The organism is Streptomyces sp. YJ-C3, from assembly GCF_053891275.1.
This window is the reverse complement of record NZ_CM132685.1, coordinates 4107852-4127068: the sequence shown is the minus strand read 5'-3', so window position 1 is coordinate 4127068 and position 19217 is coordinate 4107852. Positions and strand designations below refer to the sequence as shown.

Below are 19217 nucleotides of genomic sequence, written 5' to 3'. Positions count from 1 at the left end.
TACAGTTGCCATAAGGCAACAGTTGCATGCCCAGGGGCTTCCCGGCAACCACGGCCGTCGCACGCGGCCCGGACTCAGGCGGCGGTGTCGCGACCGAACCAGTCCAGGCACACCACGAGGGCGTCATCGTCCGCGTCGGCGTTCAAGTACGCCGCCAACTCCTGCAGGATCGCGCGAGGCACCGCCGCCGCGGGCAGCAGGCTCGCGTTCTGGATCGCGCGCGCAAGCATCCGATCACCGTACGCCTCCCCCGCCTCCGACAGGGCGGCATACACCCCATCGCTGACGAACAGCAGGCGGTCCCCCGGCAGAACCTGGATCTCCTGTGCGACGTAGTCGGTCTCCTCGAACATGCCCAGCGGCAGCTGGGCCTCGAACGGCACCTGCTCCACCGCACGGGCGCGCTGCCGCCACAGCTGGGGCGATCCGGCGTCGACCACCCGCACCCGTCCCGTCGCCAGTTCGAAGGAGAGCAGCAGGGTCGAAACGTACTGTTCGCCCCGGTGCTGCGCGTAGAGGGCCTGATCGGCCAGAGCCGCCTGGTCGGCGATGCCGATGCCGGCCCTGCGGGCGTTGCGCAGGGCGTTCACGGCGAGGTTGGTGAGCAGGGAGGCCCCGATCCCCTCCCCCATGCCGTTCGTGATGGTCAGCGTCAGCGTCTCGGCCGTCGTGGCCCAGTCGAAGTTGTCGCCGTGGATGGCGTAGGCCGGCTCCAGCTGGGCACCGATCGCGTACTCGGCGCGGGAGCAGGACCGCCCGGGCAGCAGCTGCCACTGCATCTCCGCCGCCAGGGTGAGGCGGCTCGCCCTGCGGGCCTGCAGATAGACGTCGGTGTCGCGGTCGGCGACAACGATCTCGTGGCCCAGGATCTCCGAGAGGGCGGCAAGCTCGGCCACCCCTTCCTGCGTGCATCTCTCCTCCGGCACCCGCACGGAGAGAATGCCGAGCCGGTCGCCGCGGACGGTCACCGGCAGGTGCAGCTGCACCACGCCCGACGTGCTCTCGACGTGCGTACGCGGATCCTGGCTGCCGAAGACGCGGCCCTCGGCACTGGCGTGCACGGGAAGGGGCTTGGCCGTGTGCGGCAGCTCCGTCACCGGCTGCAGGACAGTGAGGCTGTAGTCCGCCATGAGGAGCTCGACGCTCACGGCTCCGTAGTGCTTGCCCAGGGCGGCGCGTACGGTGTCCAGCAGGCCGTACGGCGCCGCACCACGAATCGCCCGTTCGACAGCCACAAAATTCGTCGTCACAGCAGCCTTCTCCAAGAGGCCGGCGGCTACCGGGCGAGACAGGGGAACGGGCGTTCGGCGCGGCCGGATCACCTATCGGCCTGGAAGAACGCTCCTGGCGACACAGGCCCTCATCGGCATGACCTCGACCACGATCCCTGCGCCGCGCCCATCCGAGCCGAGCAGGAACATCGAAGCACCACAAGTGTTGCCATACGGCAACTGTCAAGGGATTGTATCTCGCGTACGCACCGGCCCGGCAGCAAATGACCAGGTCTCCGGCCCCGACTCGGCACTGATCCGCACTCCGCCGGCCGCCGCGCGGATATTTTCGGCGGAGCGGGCAGACGAGAGAGTACGCGTAATCAAAGCCACAGCTCGCGAGGGGTGCACCTCTTTCCATGGACAGTGACGGCCCCAGGGCGTGTGCCGGACCGCTGCAGGACGCCCGACCCGACCTGACCGCCGAGACGGTCGAGGCCGTGGAAGCACTGGTGTCCTTGTGGGCGCGCGCGTCCAGAACTGTCACCCCTCAGTTGTCCGTTCTGCAGTTGCAGGCTCTGCTCGTCGCCCGGGAAGTACCGCGGATCAATCTGAGCGCTCTGGCCGAGGAGGTCGGCGCCGCCCCCTCCGCCGCCAGCCGGCTGTGCAACCGGCTCGAGGCCGCGGGCCTGCTGCGCCGCGAACCGGCGACCACGAGCCGCCGGGAGATCCAACTGGTCCTGACCCGGCAGGGGAACGACATCCTCGACACCCTGTCCGCCCGGCGCGCCCGTATGTTCGGTGACGTCCTCAGCCGCATGCCGGCCGCTTCACGGCAAGAACTGCTGACGGGGCTCCGCGCCTTCGCCGAGACGGCTCGGACGCAGGGCCGTCGCACGACGGACCGCCCCTGACGGTCCGCCCCACGTCAGGCGATGGCCTCCGAGTTGCCCGCCGTCCCGTCCTCGGGGCCGCTCAGGCCGATGTACGCCGTGGCCGCCGCCTGGAACTGCTCCAGCCCCTCGGCCAGGTTCCGCAGATGGGCCGGCGACATGGTCTGCAGGACTTCCTCGATCTCCCGGGCGCGCGCCGAACGGAAGTCTTGAAGGACGACCGCTCCCCGACGGCTCAGCCGCAGATCGACCTCACGGCGGCTCGTGGTGCTCGCGAGCCGCTCCACCAGTCCGGCGGCCTCCAGCCTGTCGCACAGGCGGCTCACCGCGGACGGCCGCGACCCGAGCGCCTCGCCCAACGCCCGCTGGTTCACCCGCCGCTGTTCCTCGATCACCGTCAGGGCCCGGAACTGCGAAGGCGACAGCGGCCCGGACGGCGCCGCTTCCTGACCGCGCCCCCACAGCACCTGGAGCAACTCCGATACATGGCACGCCACATGAGCAACGTGCTCAGGTGCATGGAGGGGCACACTTCGGGACATCCCAGCACCCTCCCGTCCACAAAGCGAGGCAGATAGTCCAGCACCCTACCGTCGCGGAGGCGCCCGGCGCTCGCCCCGGTATATGCCCTCCGCGCTTTCGCCGGGTCCTCGGCTCCACCCATGAGGGTCATCCGGCTTCCCCTATGAAGATCATCCGTCGGCGGCTTGCAGGCCGCTGCCCTGTGCGCGCGCCGTGCCCGCCGCTTCTGCCCCGGGCGCTGTCGGTTCGGGCTCGACGGGTACCGGAGGCGGCGTGCGGTAGGCGCGGAGAGGGCCGTTGACCAGGGCCACGAGGGCCACCGCCAGGCTCGCGGACAGCCCTCCGGCGACCAGGGAGAACGGGGCCGAAGCGGCCGACGCCAGGAGGCCCCCGCGGAAGTTGCCGAGCTCGGGGCCCGCCACACCGATGACGTGTTCCACGGAGGAGACTCGCCCGCGGTACGCGTCGGGGGTCTCCAACTGGACCAGGGCGCTGCGGGTGACCACCGACACGGTGTCGGCCGCGCCGGCCACGGCCAGGCTGCCGAGCGCGAGCCACAGCGATCCGGCCAGGCCGAACCCGGCCATGGCCAGGCCCCAGGTCCCGGCCGCGACCAGTTGCACCAGGCCGGCGCGGCGCCGACGCGTCACCGTGCCGGAGAGCAGGCCGGCCGTGATCCCGCCGACCGCGACAGCGGAGAGGAACAGGCCGAGGGTCCGCGGATTTCCGCCGAACCGGGCCTCGTTGACCAGAGGGAAGAGCGCGATCGGCATGGCGAGCAGCGTCGCGGACAAGTCGGTGGCCATCGATCCCCAGAGCGTCGGCCGGCGCAGGACGATCCGCCACCCACCGCGCCGCGCCCGGCGCCTGCCTGCCGTGGCGACGCCCTCGGGCCGCATGGACGGGAGGCGCAGAACCGTGAGCATCGAGACCGCGACGGCCGCGCCCTGGGCGGCGTAGGCGGCGAAGAAGCCCCAGTGGGCAATGATCAGTCCGGCCAGGGCGGGCCCGGCCAGCATCGCCGCCTGAAAGGAGACGTTGGTCAGCGCGAGCCCGGCCGCGACCTGGTCGTTCGGCAGCAGCCGGACCGGGAAGGTGCGCCGGGCAGGCGCACCGAGCGCGTTGCAGCCGGCGCCCGTGGCGACCAGCGCGAGCAGCAGCAGGACGTTCCGGTTGTCCGCCAGCGCCTGGCCGCACAGCCCGGTGGCCGCCAGCAACTGGCCGCCGGTGGTGGCCCGCACCACCGTGCGGCGGTCGACGGCGTCGGCCAAGGTGCCGCCGAGCAGCCCGAGGAGCAGCGTCGGCAGGCCGGTGGCGAGCCCGATGGCTCCGGTGCCCACGGGGCTGCCGGTCAGGTCCCAGACCTGCGCCAGCACGGCCACGTTGGCTATCTGGCCGCCGAGCTGGGAGGCGGAGGTGCCGATCCACAGACTGCGGAACGGCCGGCTGCCGCGCAGCGGCCGGGTGTCGAGGAAGCGGACACGCGCCCTCATCGTGGCGGCTCGACGATGTGGTCGTGGATCCGCTGCCGCATCGACCGTCGCGCGAGCGCCTGTCGCACCTCCTCGACCACGGCGGTCATGGCGTGGGGGATCTCGGCGTCCAGTTCGGCGACCGTCGCGTGGGTGGCGCGCCATTCGGCCTCGAGGAAGGGCACCAGTGCCCGGCCGCGCTCGGTCAGGTCGATCCGCCGGGTCCGCGCGTCGGGCCCGGGCTCCGAGGTGACCAGGTCCTCCTTGCGCATGGCGGTGATGGTCTGGCTGATGGCGGAGTGCGAGCGGTCGAGGGACTCGGCGAGCTCCCGGATGGTCAGCGGCCCGGTGTGCGCGAGCCGGATCAGCGGATAGGCGAACCGCGGCCGCACCCCCTCGATGCCGCGGGCCACGTAGACCTGCTCGATCTCGGCGTCCAAGTCGGCGAGCAGCGCGTGCAGGGGCTGCCAGGGATCAGGAACCGTCGTGGGATCTGAAGATGTCACAGCGCTAATATAACAGCGCTGTCGCAATCAAATCCGGATGTCGTTGCATGCATCAATGCATGCATGAAAAGATACGTGGCTATGGCACCTATCTCGGGATCCCGCTCCGCAGCGGAGCACGCGTACCACCACGTCAAACAGGCCATCATCAGCGGTCGGCTGCCCGGCGGGCAGCTGGTCACCGAGAGCGAGATCAGTGAGGAGCTCGGCATCAGCCGGACTCCGGCGCACGAGGCCTTTCTCCGGCTGAGCAGCGAACGCCTGCTGGATCTCGCGGGCCGTAGAGGTGCCGTGGTCACGCCCATCGCTCCGCGCGAGGCGCAGGACGTACTGGAGATGCGCAGGCTGCTCGAAGGGGCCGCCGCCCGGCGGGTCGTCGAGGAGGGCGGTCCCTCCGCCGAGACGGTCCGCACCCTGACGGAGTGTCTGGAGCAGCAGCGACGCCACTTGGCCGCGGAGGATCTGGAAGCGTTCGTCGCGGCGGACGAGGCCTTCCACTCCGCCGTGGTGCGGGCCTCGGGCAATGCCATAGCGCTGCACTTCTTCACGTTGTTGCACGACCGCCAGCAACGGCTGCGCCACCAGCTGCTGACCATGCACCCGCAGCATCTCCCGGAAGTGATCGACGACCACCGCAAGCTGTCGGACTGCCTCACCGGGGCGGACGCCCCGGGCTACGAGGCAGTGCTCGCCGATCACGTGGCACGGCATCAGGGGGCCTTGTGAGTCGGGCGACGCCAGTTCCCTGCGGGCACGGTGTGCGTTCCGGGAGGCAGTGGCGCGTCGTGTTCGGCGCTGTCTTCGTCATGAGCTGGTGCGGCAACCAGTTCAGCCCCCTGCTGCTCCTGTACAAGCACGAGGAGCAGTACTCGACGCTGCTCGTGAACCTGCTTCTCGGGGTCTACGTGGGCGGTCTCGCGCCCGCTCTGCTCCTGGCCGGCGCCCTGTCCGACCGGCACGGGCGGCGCCCGGTCATGACGGCGGGGATGCTGACGGCCCTCGCCGCCGGTGCCGTGCTCGCCCTCGGGCCCCTCGGTCCGGCCCCGCTGTTCATCGGGCGCCTGCTGTCGGGCGTGACGGTGGGGATCGCGATGGCGGTGGGCAACAGCTGGCTCAAGGAGCTCTCCCAGCCGCCCCACGACACCGCCGCGGACGCCGGTGCGGGCGCCCGTCGCGCCTCGACGGCGTTCACCCTCGGCTCCGGCCTCGGTGCCCTGGTGGCCGGAGCGCTCGCGCAGTGGGGACCGCGCCCGGAGGTCCTGCCGTTCCTGCTGCAGATAGCTGTCGCCGTTCCGTTCGTGTGGCTGGTCAGGCGTGTCCCGGAAACGAGTCCGGGCGGCCTCGGCGGACCGCTGCGCAAGCAGCTGCGGGTTCCGGCGGCCGGGCACAAGCGGTTCGTTCGCGTGGTCGCGATCGCGGCACCGTGGCTGTTCGCCTCGGCCGCGCTCGCCTACGGCTACCTCCCCGTACTGCTCTCCGACTCCACCGGCTCGTGGGGCCTGGCCTACGCCACCGCACTCACGGGACTGACACTCGGCGTGGCCGCCCTGGTCCAGCCGCTGGCGAAGCGGATCGACACCCCCTCATCGGCACGGGGCCTGGTCGTCTTCCTGTTCCTGGCAGCCGCCGGGCTGCTGATGATGACCGGGGCCCAGCACTGGCAGTCCCTCCTGCTGGGCGTGGCCACGGCCGTCGTACTGGGCTGCGCCATCGGCACCGGACTGGTCAGCGGGCTCCTCGAAGTGCAGCGCATCGCCGGACCACGCGATCTCGCGGGACTCACGGGCGTCTTCTACACGCTCGCCTACGCGGGGTTCCTCACTCCGATCGTCCTGGCCGCCGCCACCTCACTGTTCAGCACGACGACGCTGCTGCTCGCCCTGGTCGTCCTGGCCCTGCTGTGCGCGACGTCGGTGCTGCTGGCCTACCGCCGTCACCTGCCGGCCGGACCGGCAACGACGCGGGTTGTCGCGCAGGGCGTCAGGAGGGACGCGCAGCCGTCCGACGCCCGCGTCGAGTGACCGTCCTCGGAAGGAGCTGGCCGGGAGTGCTCGCCGCTTCCTGGGCTGCCATGACCTCGTCGCCGTACTCGAAGGCCCAGGCACCGACGGCGTCGATGGGCGCCAGCAGGGTCCGTCCGAGCGCCGTGAGCCGGTACTCGACCCCTGAGGGTGCCTCGGGGCGGACCTGCCGGTCGACGAGTCCGTTGAACTGCAGTCGCCGCAGGGTCTCGGTGAGCACCTTCGAGCTGATGCCCCCGATCCGCTCCCGCAGGTCGACAGGGCGCGCGGGGCCGTCGCGCAGGGCCCAGAGCACCACGGCGTTCCAGGTGTTGGAGAGCAGGTCGAAGGCGAGGCGGGCCCGGCAGTCGGCGAGGAAGGCGTCGGTCGTCACGTACCAAATGGTGCCCGAACTCCCTTCTAGCGTCGGTGCGAACGCTGGAAGCGGGCAATCGGGTACGGACAGGGGACGCGTGATGAGAATCGGCGTACTGGGAACGGGCCACATGGCCGACGCGCTCGCCACCCACTGGGTGCGGGCCGGGCACGAGGTGACCATCGGGGGACGGAACCCGCGCGAGGCGGAGCGGCTCGCGACGCGCATCGGGGGCGGCGCGAGGCCTGCCGGTCTGCGTTCGGCGGCCGAGTCCGGTCAGGAGGTGGTGCTGGCCGCGCTTCCCTTCGGGGCGGGGGCCGTTGTCGTACGGGACCTGCGCGCCGTCCTGGACGGCAAGGTGCTGCTCGATTGCTCCAACCCGGTCGGGCCGGGTTTCCGGCTGCTGACGGAAGGCGGCCCCTCAGCCGCACGGCAATTGGCCACCGCGGCACCAGGAGCCCACGTGGTCAAGGCGTTCAACCTCTGTCACGCCGACGTGTGGCGCATGCGCCCGCCGGTCTTCGACGGGAGACCACTGGCGGTGCCGGTCTGCGGGGACGACGAGACGGCGCTGGTACGCGTGAACGAGTTGGTGCGGGACCTGGGGTGCGCACCGGTGGCTGCAGGCGGGCTCGACCGTGCGGGACTGCTGGAGGCGACCGCCGCGCTGCTCATCGGGCTGTGGGTCGGCGAGGGCGCGGACGCCCAGGCGATCGCCCCTCCGCTGGCCTATGCCGCCGGACCGGGCCGGCCGGACTCGGAAGACGGCGAGGGGGCGCGGAGGGACCCGGCGTGACTGCGCGAGCACGGCCTCAGTTCGTCGCGGGGGTCGCAAGGAAACCGGCCAGCTTTCCGGCTTCTTCCTGCACGGTGTCGTTCTCCTGGGGTGACAGGGTTCTGAGGGGGGTGACGCGTACGCGTTCGCCGTCCCCGGCCCAGGTCGCGGCGACCCGCCCGTCGACCAGCACGACGCGCTGTCCTGCTACGGAGAGGCCTAGATGCTCGTCGTCGACGATGCGGCTGCGGTCGTCGTAGCCGAGGAGCGCGTTGTCGAAGGCGGGCAGGAAGCGGACCGGTGCAGGGGTGTCGGCGTCCGGGCGGGGGGCGTCGGGCAGGTCCAGCAGTTCACGTCCGCGTTCGTCACGGAAGCTCACGAGCTCGTCGCGGAGGGCCTTGACCGCTTTCGGCAGCCCGGCCAGGCCGCTCCAGGCACGGATGTCGGCAGTGGCGGCGGGGCCGTACGCGGCGAGGTAGCGGCGGACCAGCCGCTGACCGACGGGATCGCCATCGTCACCCGCGAGGCGTCCGTCTCCGTCGCCGTGTCCGGACAGGGGGACGATGCTCGCGCCGAGCCACGTGGCCAGGGGGAGATTGCGCACTCCCGCGGTGGTCTGCCACAGGCCGCGCGGTGGCAGTTGGGCCATGGGGATCAGCGCCGCGATCAGCAATTCGCCCAGCGCGCGGCGGGGCGGACCGGGCCAGCGTTCCTCGACGGCGGTCACGAGTTCGGCCATGGTGCGGGGCCGGCCGTCGGCCAGGGCGGTCAGCCCCGCGGCGGCGAGCTCGTCCAGGTCGATGCCCGCCAGTTCGCGGCGGTACGTGCCCAGCACGCGCTGGCGCAGCATGGCGTCGTGCCGGGCACGCCAGTCCAGTACGTCCGTGGCGGTGACCAGATGGATCGTGCGGCGCATCAGGTGCGTACGGACGACGTCCCGCCCGGTGAGGGCGTCGTCGAGCTGGTCCGGGGTGAAGTCCCGCATCCGTGACCACAGCCCGACGAAAGGCTCTTGAGGCTCTTGTGCCTGCAGGCCGCACAGATGGGACACGGCGTCGGTGACCGTGGTGGCGCGGCGCTCGAGCAGGTACTGGCGGGCGAGCGTGGCCCGGTTGAGGTCGCGCTGGGTGAGAACCGTCATGGTCCTAGGCTGCGGCACGCTGGTCGTCTCTTCCGCTGGGTGGAGGCATCCGGGCCGCGGAGAGAGGCCACGGCCCGGACGGATGTGCACGTGGACTGCGGTGGTTCAGCCGTTGTGGGGCGCGGCGACGTCCAGGACCCAGGTCACCCCGAAGCGGTCGGTGAGCATGCCGTACAGCGGGGCCCACGGGGCCTCGCCCAGCGGCCGCACGACGGCGGAGCCCTGCGCCAGCCGCTCCCAGAGCGTGCTGATCTCGTCGGCTTCGTCCCCGCGCACGGAGACGAAGAACGAGTTCTCCCCCTGCGCCCAGGGAAGCTGGGACGGCACGTCGTAGGCCATGACGTGGAATCCGTGGCCGCCGGACACCTCACCCCACATCACCCAGTCCGCCTCGGCCTCGTTCTGTACCGCGCCCGCGTCCTTGTAGGTCACGGTGACGGTTCGGCCGCCGAACACCGACTGATAGAAGGCCAGCGCCTCGCGGGCCTGGCCCCGGAAGTTGAGATGAGTGGTGGTCGACACCGACATGACGCTTCTCCTCGCAACCGGTGGACGGGCACGGTCCGAGTGACCGCGGCCCGGGCCAGGAGCGGTGGCTCTCCGGCCTGTGCGAGATCAACCCTCGCAGCGGTAGAGGACAGGTTGTGTCCTCTACCGCTGGCACCATGGCCGTCATGCAGAAGACGTCCTCCCGCCTGCTGGTCCTGCTCTCGCTTCTCCAGTCGCCTCGCGACCGGTCGGGCGACGATCTGGCCGAGCGCCTCGACGTCACCGTGCGGACGGTGCGCCGGGACATCGACCGCCTGCGCGAACTGGGCTATCCGATCCACACGGTCAAGGGCCCTTCGGGCGGCTACCGCCTGCGCGCCGGTACGCGACTGCCGCCGCTGCTCTTCGACGACGGCCAGGCCGTCGCCCTGGCTCTCGCCCTGCAGACGGCAGCCGCGGATCCCTCCATCGGCGAGGACGCCACCCGGGCCCTGGCCACCCTGCGCCAGGTCATGCCCGCCCGCCTGCGCCACCGTATGGACGCGCTCCGCGTCACGCCGGTCCGGCCCGTCGAGAAGCAGGCCACGACGACGGCCGACCCTCAGCGCCTGGTCGCGCTCGGCGAGATCATCCGTGCCCGGGAGGAACTGCGCTTCGACTACGCGCCGGGAGGCGGCGGCGACGCACGTCCGCGCCGGGCGGAGCCGCACCACCTGCTCACCTGGCGTGGCACCTGGTATCTCCTCGCGTGGGACCTCGACCGGGAGGACTGGCGTATCTTCCGCGTGGACCGCATCACCGTCCGCACCCCCAACGGGCCCCGTTTCACGCCCCGGCCGCTCCCCCAGGACGACGTGTCCGCCTTCGTCACCGGACGTTTCCGCGGCACCGACGGCACCACCGCCGACTGGCCGTGCCGAGGTGAGGCCGTCCTCACCATGCCCGCGCAGTCCGTCGCCGCCTTCGTCCCTGACGGCATCGTCGAGGAACTCGGCCCCGAGCGTTGTCGCCTCACGCTCGGCTCGTGGTCATGGACCGGACTCGCCGCCGTCCTCGGCCGCTTCGACACCGAGATCGACGACGTCGCCCCGCGCCAACTCGCCGACTCCTTCGCCCTGCTCGCCGATCGCTACGCACGCGCGGCAGGGCAGCACCTCCCCGCCCCTGAGCCGGTGCCGGCAGGCCCGACGCACAGCTCTCCGGTACGGAGCCTGCCTCGGCACGGCCCGCCGGAGCACGCTGTCTGACGTGCCCCTATCTGCCGAGTCCGCTTGCCGTTAGCATGTTCGAACTCGCGACGATCACCCTGATCGCCTGTTCTTCACCGGAAACATGCCATCGAGCGCAACAAGTGCCGCTTGCGCCCTACATCATCAATGAGTCGGACAATTGAAAACCACGCCACCACGAATATCCCTGCCCGACCCCGGTGACGCCGCAATCCGGCGTCAGCCACGCACGATGCTGTGGGTCATGGCGGGAGTGGCCGTCCTCGGATTCGTCATCGCACTGGAATTCGCGGCGCGCCACTACGGCCAACCGGGGCCGATCACAGACGAAGCACGAGAGGTGATCTTCGCACCGCATTCAGGGCCGCTGCTGTACGCGGGTCTGGCGTTGACGATGGTGGTGCTCACCTGGCGGCAACGGCTCATCGCGGCGTGTGCCGCGATCGGCATCGACATCGTCTTCCTGCTGGTGCGGCTGGTGGTCGGCGCCGACCTGAACTTCGGGAACGGCGCGTTGTGGGTCGTCATGGGCTGTGCGGTCCTCGCCTTCACGCACCGGACCGGCGAGGAACGGGTCCTGCTGCTCAAGGGTGTCGGGCTGGGCCTGTTGCTGGTGTTCGGCCACAAGACGGGCGACACGTGGCTGCTCATCACGTCGAAGGCCCGCCCCGAGGTGCTCGATCCGTACGTGGCCACGGCCGATCACGCGCTGGGCAACCCCTCGTGGCTGTTCGGCCAGGCCGTCGAGGCCACCAGTCCGATCAGCAGTCACGTACTCGGACTGGTCTACGGTCAACTGCCGCTGGCAGCCGCCCTGGTCGGGCTCTACCAGCTGCGTCACGTCGGGGTCGAGCGGCGCTTCCCGAGCCATCATCTGGTCCGCACCTTCCTGGTCATCGGTCTGCTCGGGCCGGCCATCTACATGCTTTTCCCGGTCGTCGGACCGATCTACGCGTACGGCACCGACGGCGGACTGTGGGCGGCGGCCAACGTGTGGCCCGACACGCTGCCGTCGATCGGCGCGCTGCACCCGATCCCGTTCGACCAGATCACCCCGCGCAACTGCATGCCGAGCCTGCACACGGCTTGGGCCACCACGCTCTTCATCCACTCCCGCGAGGGCTCGCGGGTCATGCGCTGGGCGGGCACGTTCTGGCTGGTCGCCACCCTCACCGCGACGCTGGGCTTCGGCTACCACTACGGCGCGGACCTCATCGCCGGCGTGGTGTTCGCCCTCACGATCGAGGCGGCCATGCGCTCCGTCGCTCGCGGCTGGGACGTGTCAGGAATCCGTCTGGTCAGCTACGGCACGGCTGTTTTCGGCGTGCTCCTGGTCGCGTACCGCTACCTGCCGCAGCACATGGCCGCGCATCCCTGGGTGTTCGGACCGCTTCTCGTCCTGGCGCTGATCTCGGTGATCCAGCTCTACGTACGCACCACGAAGGCGTGGAATCCGAAGAGCGCGCCGACGCCGAACCCGGAACCGCAGCCCGCGGAACCGCAACCCGAGCTCGCCTGAGGCCGGGTCCGCCGGAGGCCTCGTGCGCGGGGCGGCGGACCCGGTCAGCCGGTGGGGACCCTCTCCTGCTCGGACGCCGCCACGAGCCGCGACTCCGCAGTGGTGCGGGGCGGTGCGGTCAGGACGGCGAGACAGCCGACGACCAGGCCGATGCCGCCCCACCCCAGCGGGGGAAGTCGTTCGCCGACGACCAGGACCGCCAGGACGGCCGCGACCGCGGGCTCCAGCAGGGAGAGCGTGGTCGCGGTACTGGCCGGGACATGGGCCAGGCCCCAGCCGAACACGATGTAGCCGAGGAACATGGGCACCAGCGCCATGTAGGCCCCGACCGCCACGTTCGTCCACGACTCCGCCAAGGGCGCGCCGGTGATCAGCAACACGGGCAGAAGCAGTAGTCCGCCGATACCGAAGACGGCTCCCATGGCGGCGCCGGACGTGGCGCCGCGGCTGATCAGACGGTGGGCCGCCCAGGAGTACAGGGCGTAGGTCAGCCCGGCCACCAGGCCGAGGCCCACGCCGAGCACGGTCGCGCCGACGGACCTGGCGCCGGGGCCCGGGTGCCGCGCGGCGGCTTCGGCCACGCACAGCAGCGCTGTCCCGGACAGGCCCAGAGCGGCGCCGCTCATCCAACGCCGTGTGAGGCGGCGGCCGTCCACGACCCGTTCGATCACGGCCGAGGCGAGCGGGGCGGAGCCGATCGAGACCACGGTGCCGGCGGCGACCCCGGCCAGGTGCATGCTGCTGTAGAACGCCAGAGGGTAGGCGCCGACCGCCAGCGCGCCGAGCAGCACCACACCGCGCTGCGCGCGCAGTCGGGGAGCTTCCCGGTGGATCCGGGGAGCCGCGATGAGGGCTTGGAGCAGCCCGCCCAGCCCCATGGCGACGGCTCCGATCGCCAGGGGCCCCACACCCGGGGCGAACGTCGCAGCCGTACCTGTCGTGCCCCACAGCATCGAGGCGAGCAGGACGCACAGCGACCCCGCGCCCGCCGGTCCGGCCGCCCTCCTCACAGGCGCTCCAGCAGGTCCGCCGCCATGGCCCGCGCCCGCTCCACCCGCGTGGCCGCGCCCTCGAGACCGGCGCGTGCCATCGCCCCTTCCAGCAGGAACGCCAGGTGCTCCGCGACCGCGCGGGTCTCCTCGGGCCGCCCGGGCAGCAGCTCCGCCACGTGTCCGGCGAGCAGGGTCTCGACCTCCTCCTTGTGCCGGCGCACCGCGGCTCGGCCTTCGTCACCCGCAGGCAGTTCGGCGGCCGCGTTCAGCAGACCGCACCCGCGGAACCCGCGCTCGTAGGCGTGCGCCGCGTGATCGGCGTAGGCGTCGAACACGGCCAGCACGCCCGAGCGGCCGTCGCTTCCCCCTTGCAGCCGCTGCCGGTACAGCCCCAGCCACTCCTCGTGCCGCGCGTCGAGATAGGCGAGCACCAGGTCCGATTTGGAGGAGAAGTTGTTGTAGAGGCTCATCTTGGCCACGCCTGCTTCGGCGGTGATCGTGTCGATCCCCGTTGCCGCCACGCCGTCCGCGTAGAACCGGCGGGCCGCAGCGGCCAGAATCCGCTCTCTGGCGGGCCGCCCCCGCGCAGGGCGCGGCGCCGAAACCCCGCCTTCTGTACCTGTGTCCGTATCCGTGTCCGCCAACGCACTCTCCCCCTCACTAGGTAGGTCAGTCTACCTAGTGAGGGGCGGCTGCTGCGCCCCCCTGCCCGTCGGGACCGGAGTCCTCTCCGCGCTGATGGCCACGGCGGGCGTCGCGGTCGAAGATGCCGAGGATCTCGCACGGCCCCCCTTCGGCGCCGATGGCGTGCGGGAGCATCGTGGGGAACTCCGCGGCCTGGTTGGTCTCGATACGGAAGCGCCGGTTGCCCAGCAGCAGGATCGCGGTGCCGGACAGGACGACGAGCCATTCGCGGCCCGGGTGGGCGCGCAGGCGCGACGGCTTGTCGGGCGGCGGGTTGGTCATGCGCTGGCGTACGACGGTCATGCCGGGGTCCGCCTTGACGGGCCAGCGCATCAGCCCGTGGGCCGCGTCGATGGCGGGGTGGGAGACGACGTCGTCCGTGGCGGTCTCGACCAGCTGGTCCAGGGACGTGTCCAGGGCGCGCGCGAGGGTGACGAGCTGGTCCAGGGCGAGGCGCCGCTGACCGTTCTCGATCCGGGACAGCGTGGACTGGCTGACGTTGGCCCGGGTGGCCAGCTCCTCCAAGGACCAGCCCTGTGCCACCCGCAGAGCACGGATGCGTTTGCGCACCAGGCTGTCCAGCTCACCATTGTCTTGCGTCATAGGCAAGAGTGTATGCCTTGGCAGCAAGGCGCGCCTAACGTCGGCCTTGTTCGGCCCCGTCCTGACCGGGGCCGCGAGGAAAGGGGCGACGACATGGCTACGACCAAGGCCGCACACGCGACCGGCGCGCCGGCGGACGAGACCGTTGACGCCATGGTGATCGGCGGTGGCGCCGCCGGGCTGAACGGGGCGCTGATGCTGGCCCGTTCCCGCCGCTCGGTCACCGTGATCGACAGCGGCACCCCGCGCAACGCGCCCGCGGAAGGCGTGCACGGCCTGCTCGGGCTGGACGGCACTCCCCCGGCCGAGCTGCTGGCAAGGGGCCGTCGAGAAGTGCGCCGCTACGGCGGCACGGTGCGCGCCGGTGAGGTCGTCACGGCCGTCGCGGCGGATCCGTCCACCGACGGCGATCCGCGCTTCACCGTCACCCTGGCCGACGGGAGCGTCCTCCACGCCCGTCGTCTCCTCGTCGCCACCGGTCTGCGGGACGTCCTGCCGGACGTACCCGGGCTCGCCGAGCACTGGGGACACGGCGTGGTGCACTGCCCCTACTGCCACGGCTGGGAGGTGCGCGACGAACCCATCGGCATCCTGGCGGTGGGGCCCGGCTCGGTCCACCATGCGCTGCTGTTCCGCCAGTTGACCGACGACGTCGTCTACTTCACCCGCGGCACCCCGCTCGACGCGGACACCCGGGCTCGGTTCGCCGCCCGCGGGATCCGCGTCGTCGACGCCCCCGTCGACCGGGTCGTGGCGGCGGAGGTCGGCGGTGTCGCGGGCGTACGCCTGGCGGACGGACGACTCGTCCCCCGAAGCGTCATCGCCGTGGCCACCGTCATGCGGGCGCGCGTCGAGGGACTCGAGGGGCTGGGCCTGCCGATGCGGGACCTGCCCGGCGGAACGGGACGCCACTTCGCCACCGGCACGGCAGGCACCACCGCGGTGCCCGGCGTGTGGGTCACCGGCAACGCGACGGACCTGACCTCCCAGGTCGGCGCCTCGGCGGCGGCCGGCGCTCTGGCCGGTGCCCACATGAATGCCGACCTGGCCACCGCCGACACCGAGGCGGCCTTCGCGGCCGCGCAGTTCGACACCGCGCGCGTCTGACGGGCCGCGCGGCCGGCCCGGACCTGCCGCGCGCGGGGTCGGACGCGCCCTCCTCCTGTCACCCACCGGCGCTGCGGCGTCGCTCCGGCGCCAGCATTCGCATGTCCTGTTGAGAGGAATCCATGAGTACGAACAAGCCTGGCCAGGTCAGCCCTGTGCCGAGCGGCGATGCGGACGAGGGCGTGCCCGACGCGCGTCAGCGTCGCGCGATCCTGAGCGCCGTCTGTGTCGCGTTGATGGCCGTCATCGCCTCGGTGTCGGGGCTCAACGTCGCCCAGCCCGATCTCGCCGTCACCTTCGGCGCCTCGCAGACCACGATCCTGTGGATCATCAATCTCTACACGCTCACCCTGGCCGCGCTGCTGTTGCCGCTCGGTGCGCTCGGTGACCGCATCGGCCGTAAGCCCATGCTGCTCGCCGGCCTCGGAGTCTTCGGCGTCGCCGGCGCGGTGGCAGGACTCGCGCCGTCGGCCGAAGTCATGCTGGCCGCACGCCTGCTCAGCGGGGTCGGGGCCGCGATGATCATGCCCGTCACGCTTGCCGTCATCACCTCCACCTTCCCCGAGGAGGAGCGCGGCCGGGCGATCGGCGTGTGGACCGGCGTCGCCGGAGGCGGCGGCGTCCTCGGCATGTTCCTCTCCGCCGCCTTGGTCGACGTGGCCGACTGGCGCTGGCTGTTCGTCCTGCCGGTCGCGCTCGCCGTGGTCGCCTTCGCCATGACGCACCGGTCCGTCCCCAACTCCCGTGAGAAGTCCGGGCGTTCCTACGACACGGTCGGCGCGCTGACGTCCGTCGTCGCCGTGGTCGGGCTCATCTTCGTACTGCAGGAGGGTCCGGAGCGCGGCTGGACCGCGCCGGTGACCCTGGGTGCTCTCGTCGTCGGCATCGTCGCCGCAGTCGGCTTCGTGGCCTGGGAGGTGCACCGCCGGGATGCGGCACTGCTGGACGTGCGGCTGTTCCGGGCGCGCGGGCCGGCCGGCGGGTCGGTCACGCTGCTGGTGGTCTTCGGTGTGCAGGCGGGCATCTTCGTGGTCCTCTTCCCGTTCTTCCAGGCCGTGCTCGGCTGGTCGGGGCTGCTGTCCACTCTGGCACTGATGCCCATGGCCGTACTGATGATGATGAGTTCCGGTCTGGCCCCGAAGCTGGCCGCGCGGACGGGTCCGCGCGCGACGATGGCCCTCGGCATCCTGCTGGCCGGCGCCGGGCTAAGTCTCCTGGCCGTCACGGTGTCCGTGGACGGCGGCTATCTGTCCGTCCTGCCCGGCATGCTCGCCATGGGCATCGGCATGGGCCTGTCGATGACACCCTCCACCGAGGCCATCACCGGCGCTCTCTCCCGCGAGCGCCAGGGAGTCGCGTCCGCCCTCAACGACGTGACGCGCGAGTTCGGCACCGCGCTCGGTGTCGCCCTGCTCGGGGCGCTCGTGTCCGCCGGCTACCGCAGTTCCATCGACGACAAGCTGCACGGTGCCCCCGAGGGCACCGCCGACACCGCGCGCGAAGGCGTCGCCAACGCCCTCGACGCCGCGCATCAGGCCGGGCCCCACGCCCAGGCCCTGATCCGCGCCGCGCAGCAGTCCTTCGTCGAGGGCTGGCAGCACGCCATGTGGGTGGGCGTCGCCGTCATGGCCGCCCTACTCCTGTATGTCCTGACCCGTGGGCCGCAACGTCCGCACCGCACGCCGACGGCCGCGACGGAACCGGCCGAGGCGACGGAACCGGCCGAGGCGACACCGACCGCGCTGTGAGACCGGAGCTCCGTGAAGGCCGCCGGCCGTCGGTCGGTTGAGTGATCGTGACTGATCAGCCTGTCGCGGGAGGGCGGAGGGTCCCGGTGGGCCAGCGCCTCGGACAGCGGCAGTCCGTCCCGTACGGCGATGACCCGACGGGCCCCCAGTTGGGCACGCGTCCGCGGGCATCGCGCCTGGGCGGCGGAGCGAAGCAATGGCTGGCGTCGACGAGGGGCCCGGCACAGTTCGGGCCCACCGTGGCTAGGCCGGCGCGCGGTGCGCGAGGATCTCCTGCAGTTCCGCGAGGGTCGTGCGCAGGAGCCCAGGCAGATCCTGCTCGTCCTTCGCGCCGGGCTCGGCGACGACCCAGCGTCCGTAGGCGACTTTGAATGCGGCGAGGCCGGCCTCGGCGGCCAGGTCGGCGGCCGGCTGCGGGGTGCCGCGTTCGCGCAGGGCGCCCGCCATCCCCGCGGCGAAGGCATCGAGCTTGACCAGCTCGCGCTCGCGCAGCTCGGTACTGGCGCTGACGAGGGCGTGGCGGCTCCGGACGCGCGCGGGGTCCTCCTGGAAGAAGGCACTGAAGGCGTCGAGCGCCGCGGTCACCGCGTCCATCGGGAGCGCCGAGGGCGGCGCCTCGGCGATGGTGCGCGTGAGCAGGTCCAGCGCCATCTCGGTGCCGTAGAACAGCACTTCGCGTTTGTCGGCGAAGTGCCGGAAGAAGGTCCGCTCGGTCAGCCCCGTCGCCTCGGCGATCTCGGCGACCGTGGTCCGCTCGAAACCTTGCTCCGCGTAGAGCTTCAGCGCCGCTTCCGCCAGCCGACCTCGCGCGTTCGGCTCCCATCTACCCATGGCGGGATCCTACGCCATGACAGTCCCTGTCATCACCGTGCTACGCTGATGACAGTTCCTGACATCAAGGAGGATTCCATGCGTGTATTCGTCACGGGCGCGTCCGGCTGGATCGGCTCGACCGTCGTACCCGAGCTCATCGGGGCCGGACACCAGGTCCTCGGGCTGGCCAGGTCCGACTCCTCGGCCGAGGCCGTCGCCGCCACGGGCGCCGAGGTCCTGCGCGGCGACCTCGACGACCTGGACACCCTGCGCGCCGGCGCCGCCGACTGCGACGGGGTGATCCACCTCGCCTTCGGCCACGACTTCACCCGGTTCGACGACTCCGTGCGGGCCGACGCGCGCGCCGTCGAGGCCTTCGGCGCCGCGCTGGAAGGCACCGGCAAGCCGTTGGTCATCGCTTCCGGCACACCCGCGATGCCGGGCAAGGTGGCGACCGAGCAGGACCGCCCCGAGTTCCCGCCCGGCTCCCCCATGGCGGGCCGGGCCGCGACCGCTCGCGCCGTGCTCGACCTGGCCTCGCGCGGCGTCCGCTCCTCCGTCGTGGGTCTGCCCCGGACCGTGCACGGCGAGGGAGACCAGGGATTCGTCTCCTGGCTGATCGCCGACGCCCGGGAGAAGGGGTCGGCCGGTTACGTGGGCGACGGTTCCAACCGCTGGCCCGCGGTGCACGTCACGGACGCCGGACGGCTGTTCCGACTGGCCGTGGAGCAGGCCCCGGCGGGGTCGATGCTGCACGCGACCGGCGACGAAGGCGTGGCGATCGGCGACATCGCCGAAGTCATCGGCCGACACCTCGGCCTGCCGACGGCCTCCCGCCCCGCCGAGGACTTCGGCTTCCTCGGCTCGGTCCTCTCCATCGACCAGCCGGCCTCCAGCACGCTGACCCGCGAACTGCTGGACTGGCGACCGGCGGGGCCCGGGCTGCTGGAGGACCTGGAGAAGGGCCACTACTTCGGCGACTCCCCGTCCCGCTGAGCGGCCCGAGGGAGCGGACGAGGCTCCCGGGGGGGCGCCCGCCTGCTGATCAGCTCCGGCTACCTCACGGCCTCGCACCGCGAACTCGGCGAGCGCACCCCGTACCACCCGTCGCACTGCCGTTCATGGCGCGCGGGGGCC

General features: G+C 71.8%; 20 protein-coding genes. 9 read left to right on the top strand and 11 right to left on the bottom strand.

What is annotated here, in order from left to right:
* Positions 1–74: 74 nt before the first annotated feature.
* Positions 75–1250 carry a PP2C family protein-serine/threonine phosphatase gene (locus ACVHNB_RS18290; protein ID WP_456228624.1) on the bottom strand — a complete coding sequence of 392 codons (1176 nt, stop codon included), beginning with the start codon at positions 1248–1250 and terminating at the stop codon, positions 75–77.
* A gap of 380 nt (positions 1251–1630) precedes the next feature.
* Between ACVHNB_RS18290 and ACVHNB_RS18285 the strand changes: the two genes are divergently transcribed.
* Positions 1631–2125: a MarR family winged helix-turn-helix transcriptional regulator gene (locus tag ACVHNB_RS18285; protein WP_428950072.1), complete on the top strand. Its 495-nt coding sequence runs from the start codon at positions 1631–1633 to the stop codon at positions 2123–2125.
* Between the two features lie 14 nt (positions 2126–2139).
* Here the strand turns inward: ACVHNB_RS18285 and ACVHNB_RS18280 are convergent, their stop codons facing one another.
* From ACVHNB_RS18280 to ACVHNB_RS18270, 3 genes are all read right to left on the bottom strand, one after another.
* Positions 2140–2646 (bottom strand): MarR family transcriptional regulator, encoded by a 507-nt coding sequence (locus ACVHNB_RS18280; RefSeq protein WP_428950073.1) that lies wholly within the window; start codon positions 2644–2646, stop codon positions 2140–2142.
* A gap of 150 nt (positions 2647–2796) precedes the next feature.
* Positions 2797–4119, bottom strand: a complete 1323-nt coding sequence (locus ACVHNB_RS18275) for an MFS transporter (protein ID WP_456228623.1) — start codon at positions 4117–4119, stop codon at positions 2797–2799.
* Complete coding sequence (locus ACVHNB_RS18270) at positions 4116–4604, bottom strand: MarR family winged helix-turn-helix transcriptional regulator (RefSeq protein WP_456228622.1); 489 nt, start codon at positions 4602–4604, stop codon at positions 4116–4118. The genes ACVHNB_RS18275 and ACVHNB_RS18270 overlap by 4 nt, the downstream gene beginning before the upstream one ends.
* An 81-nt stretch (positions 4605–4685) precedes the next feature.
* On the opposite strand from ACVHNB_RS18270, the gene ACVHNB_RS18265 reads away from it, so the two are divergent.
* Positions 4686–5330, top strand: a complete 645-nt coding sequence (locus ACVHNB_RS18265; RefSeq protein WP_428950076.1) for a GntR family transcriptional regulator — start codon at positions 4686–4688, stop codon at positions 5328–5330.
* A gap of 59 nt (positions 5331–5389) precedes the next feature.
* The gene (locus ACVHNB_RS18260; protein WP_428950077.1) at positions 5390–6625 is read left to right on the top strand and encodes an MFS transporter; all 1236 of its coding nucleotides are present in this window, start codon (positions 5390–5392) and stop codon (positions 6623–6625) included.
* Here ACVHNB_RS18260 and ACVHNB_RS18255 read toward each other — a convergent pair.
* Entirely contained in the window at positions 6585–6998 is a 414-nt protein-coding gene (locus ACVHNB_RS18255) for a winged helix-turn-helix transcriptional regulator (RefSeq protein ID WP_456228621.1), read from the bottom strand. The genes ACVHNB_RS18260 and ACVHNB_RS18255 overlap by 41 nt on opposite strands.
* An 82-nt stretch (positions 6999–7080) precedes the next feature.
* On the opposite strand from ACVHNB_RS18255, the gene ACVHNB_RS18250 reads away from it, so the two are divergent.
* Positions 7081–7776 carry an NADPH-dependent F420 reductase gene (locus ACVHNB_RS18250; RefSeq protein ID WP_428950079.1) on the top strand — a complete coding sequence of 232 codons (696 nt, stop codon included), beginning with the start codon at positions 7081–7083 and terminating at the stop codon, positions 7774–7776.
* Positions 7777–7792: 16 nt separating this feature from the next.
* On the opposite strand, the gene ACVHNB_RS18245 is transcribed toward ACVHNB_RS18250, so the two are convergent.
* Both ACVHNB_RS18245 and ACVHNB_RS18240 read right to left on the bottom strand, forming a co-directional pair.
* On the bottom strand, positions 7793–8896 hold the full coding sequence (locus tag ACVHNB_RS18245; RefSeq protein WP_428950080.1) for a winged helix DNA-binding domain-containing protein: 1104 nt from the start codon (positions 8894–8896) through the stop codon (positions 7793–7795).
* 105 nt (positions 8897–9001) lie between these two features.
* Complete coding sequence (locus tag ACVHNB_RS18240) at positions 9002–9424, bottom strand: VOC family protein (protein WP_428950081.1); 423 nt, start codon at positions 9422–9424, stop codon at positions 9002–9004.
* 146 nt (positions 9425–9570) lie between these two features.
* On the opposite strand from ACVHNB_RS18240, the gene ACVHNB_RS18235 reads away from it, so the two are divergent.
* Both ACVHNB_RS18235 and ACVHNB_RS18230 read left to right on the top strand, forming a co-directional pair.
* Positions 9571–10632: a helix-turn-helix transcriptional regulator gene (locus ACVHNB_RS18235; protein ID WP_456228620.1), complete on the top strand. Its 1062-nt coding sequence runs from the start codon at positions 9571–9573 to the stop codon at positions 10630–10632.
* A gap of 214 nt (positions 10633–10846) precedes the next feature.
* Positions 10847–12133, top strand: coding sequence for a phosphatase PAP2 family protein (locus ACVHNB_RS18230; RefSeq protein ID WP_428950083.1), 1287 nt, complete (start codon positions 10847–10849; stop codon positions 12131–12133).
* A 44-nt stretch (positions 12134–12177) separates the two neighbouring features.
* On the opposite strand, the gene ACVHNB_RS18225 is transcribed toward ACVHNB_RS18230, so the two are convergent.
* The 3 genes from ACVHNB_RS18225 to ACVHNB_RS18215 all read right to left on the bottom strand — a co-directional run bounded on the left by ACVHNB_RS18225 (position 12178) and on the right by ACVHNB_RS18215 (position 14412).
* Positions 12178–13143 (bottom strand): DMT family transporter, encoded by a 966-nt coding sequence (locus ACVHNB_RS18225; RefSeq protein WP_456228619.1) that lies wholly within the window; start codon positions 13141–13143, stop codon positions 12178–12180.
* Positions 13140–13685 carry a TetR/AcrR family transcriptional regulator gene (locus tag ACVHNB_RS18220; protein WP_456228906.1) on the bottom strand — a complete coding sequence of 182 codons (546 nt, stop codon included), beginning with the start codon at positions 13683–13685 and terminating at the stop codon, positions 13140–13142. The genes ACVHNB_RS18225 and ACVHNB_RS18220 overlap by 4 nt, the downstream gene beginning before the upstream one ends.
* Positions 13686–13803: 118 nt before the next feature.
* Positions 13804–14412, bottom strand: coding sequence for a helix-turn-helix domain-containing protein (locus ACVHNB_RS18215; protein WP_428950085.1), 609 nt, complete (start codon positions 14410–14412; stop codon positions 13804–13806).
* Between the two features lie 93 nt (positions 14413–14505).
* On the opposite strand from ACVHNB_RS18215, the gene ACVHNB_RS18210 reads away from it, so the two are divergent.
* Positions 14506–15519 (top strand): NAD(P)/FAD-dependent oxidoreductase, encoded by a 1014-nt coding sequence (locus ACVHNB_RS18210; RefSeq protein WP_428950086.1) that lies wholly within the window; start codon positions 14506–14508, stop codon positions 15517–15519.
* A 122-nt stretch (positions 15520–15641) separates the two neighbouring features.
* Positions 15642–17267: an MFS transporter gene (locus ACVHNB_RS18205; protein ID WP_456228618.1), complete on the top strand. Its 1626-nt coding sequence runs from the start codon at positions 15642–15644 to the stop codon at positions 17265–17267.
* A 243-nt stretch (positions 17268–17510) separates the two neighbouring features.
* Here ACVHNB_RS18205 and ACVHNB_RS18200 read toward each other — a convergent pair whose 3' ends face one another.
* Positions 17511–18098 carry a TetR/AcrR family transcriptional regulator gene (locus ACVHNB_RS18200; RefSeq protein WP_428950088.1) on the bottom strand — a complete coding sequence of 196 codons (588 nt, stop codon included), beginning with the start codon at positions 18096–18098 and terminating at the stop codon, positions 17511–17513.
* A gap of 78 nt (positions 18099–18176) precedes the next feature.
* Between ACVHNB_RS18200 and ACVHNB_RS18195 the strand changes: the two genes are divergently transcribed.
* A complete protein-coding gene (locus ACVHNB_RS18195) occupies positions 18177–19076 on the top strand; it encodes an SDR family oxidoreductase (RefSeq protein ID WP_456228617.1) in 900 nt (299 codons plus the stop codon).
* Positions 19077–19217 lie beyond the last annotated feature (141 nt).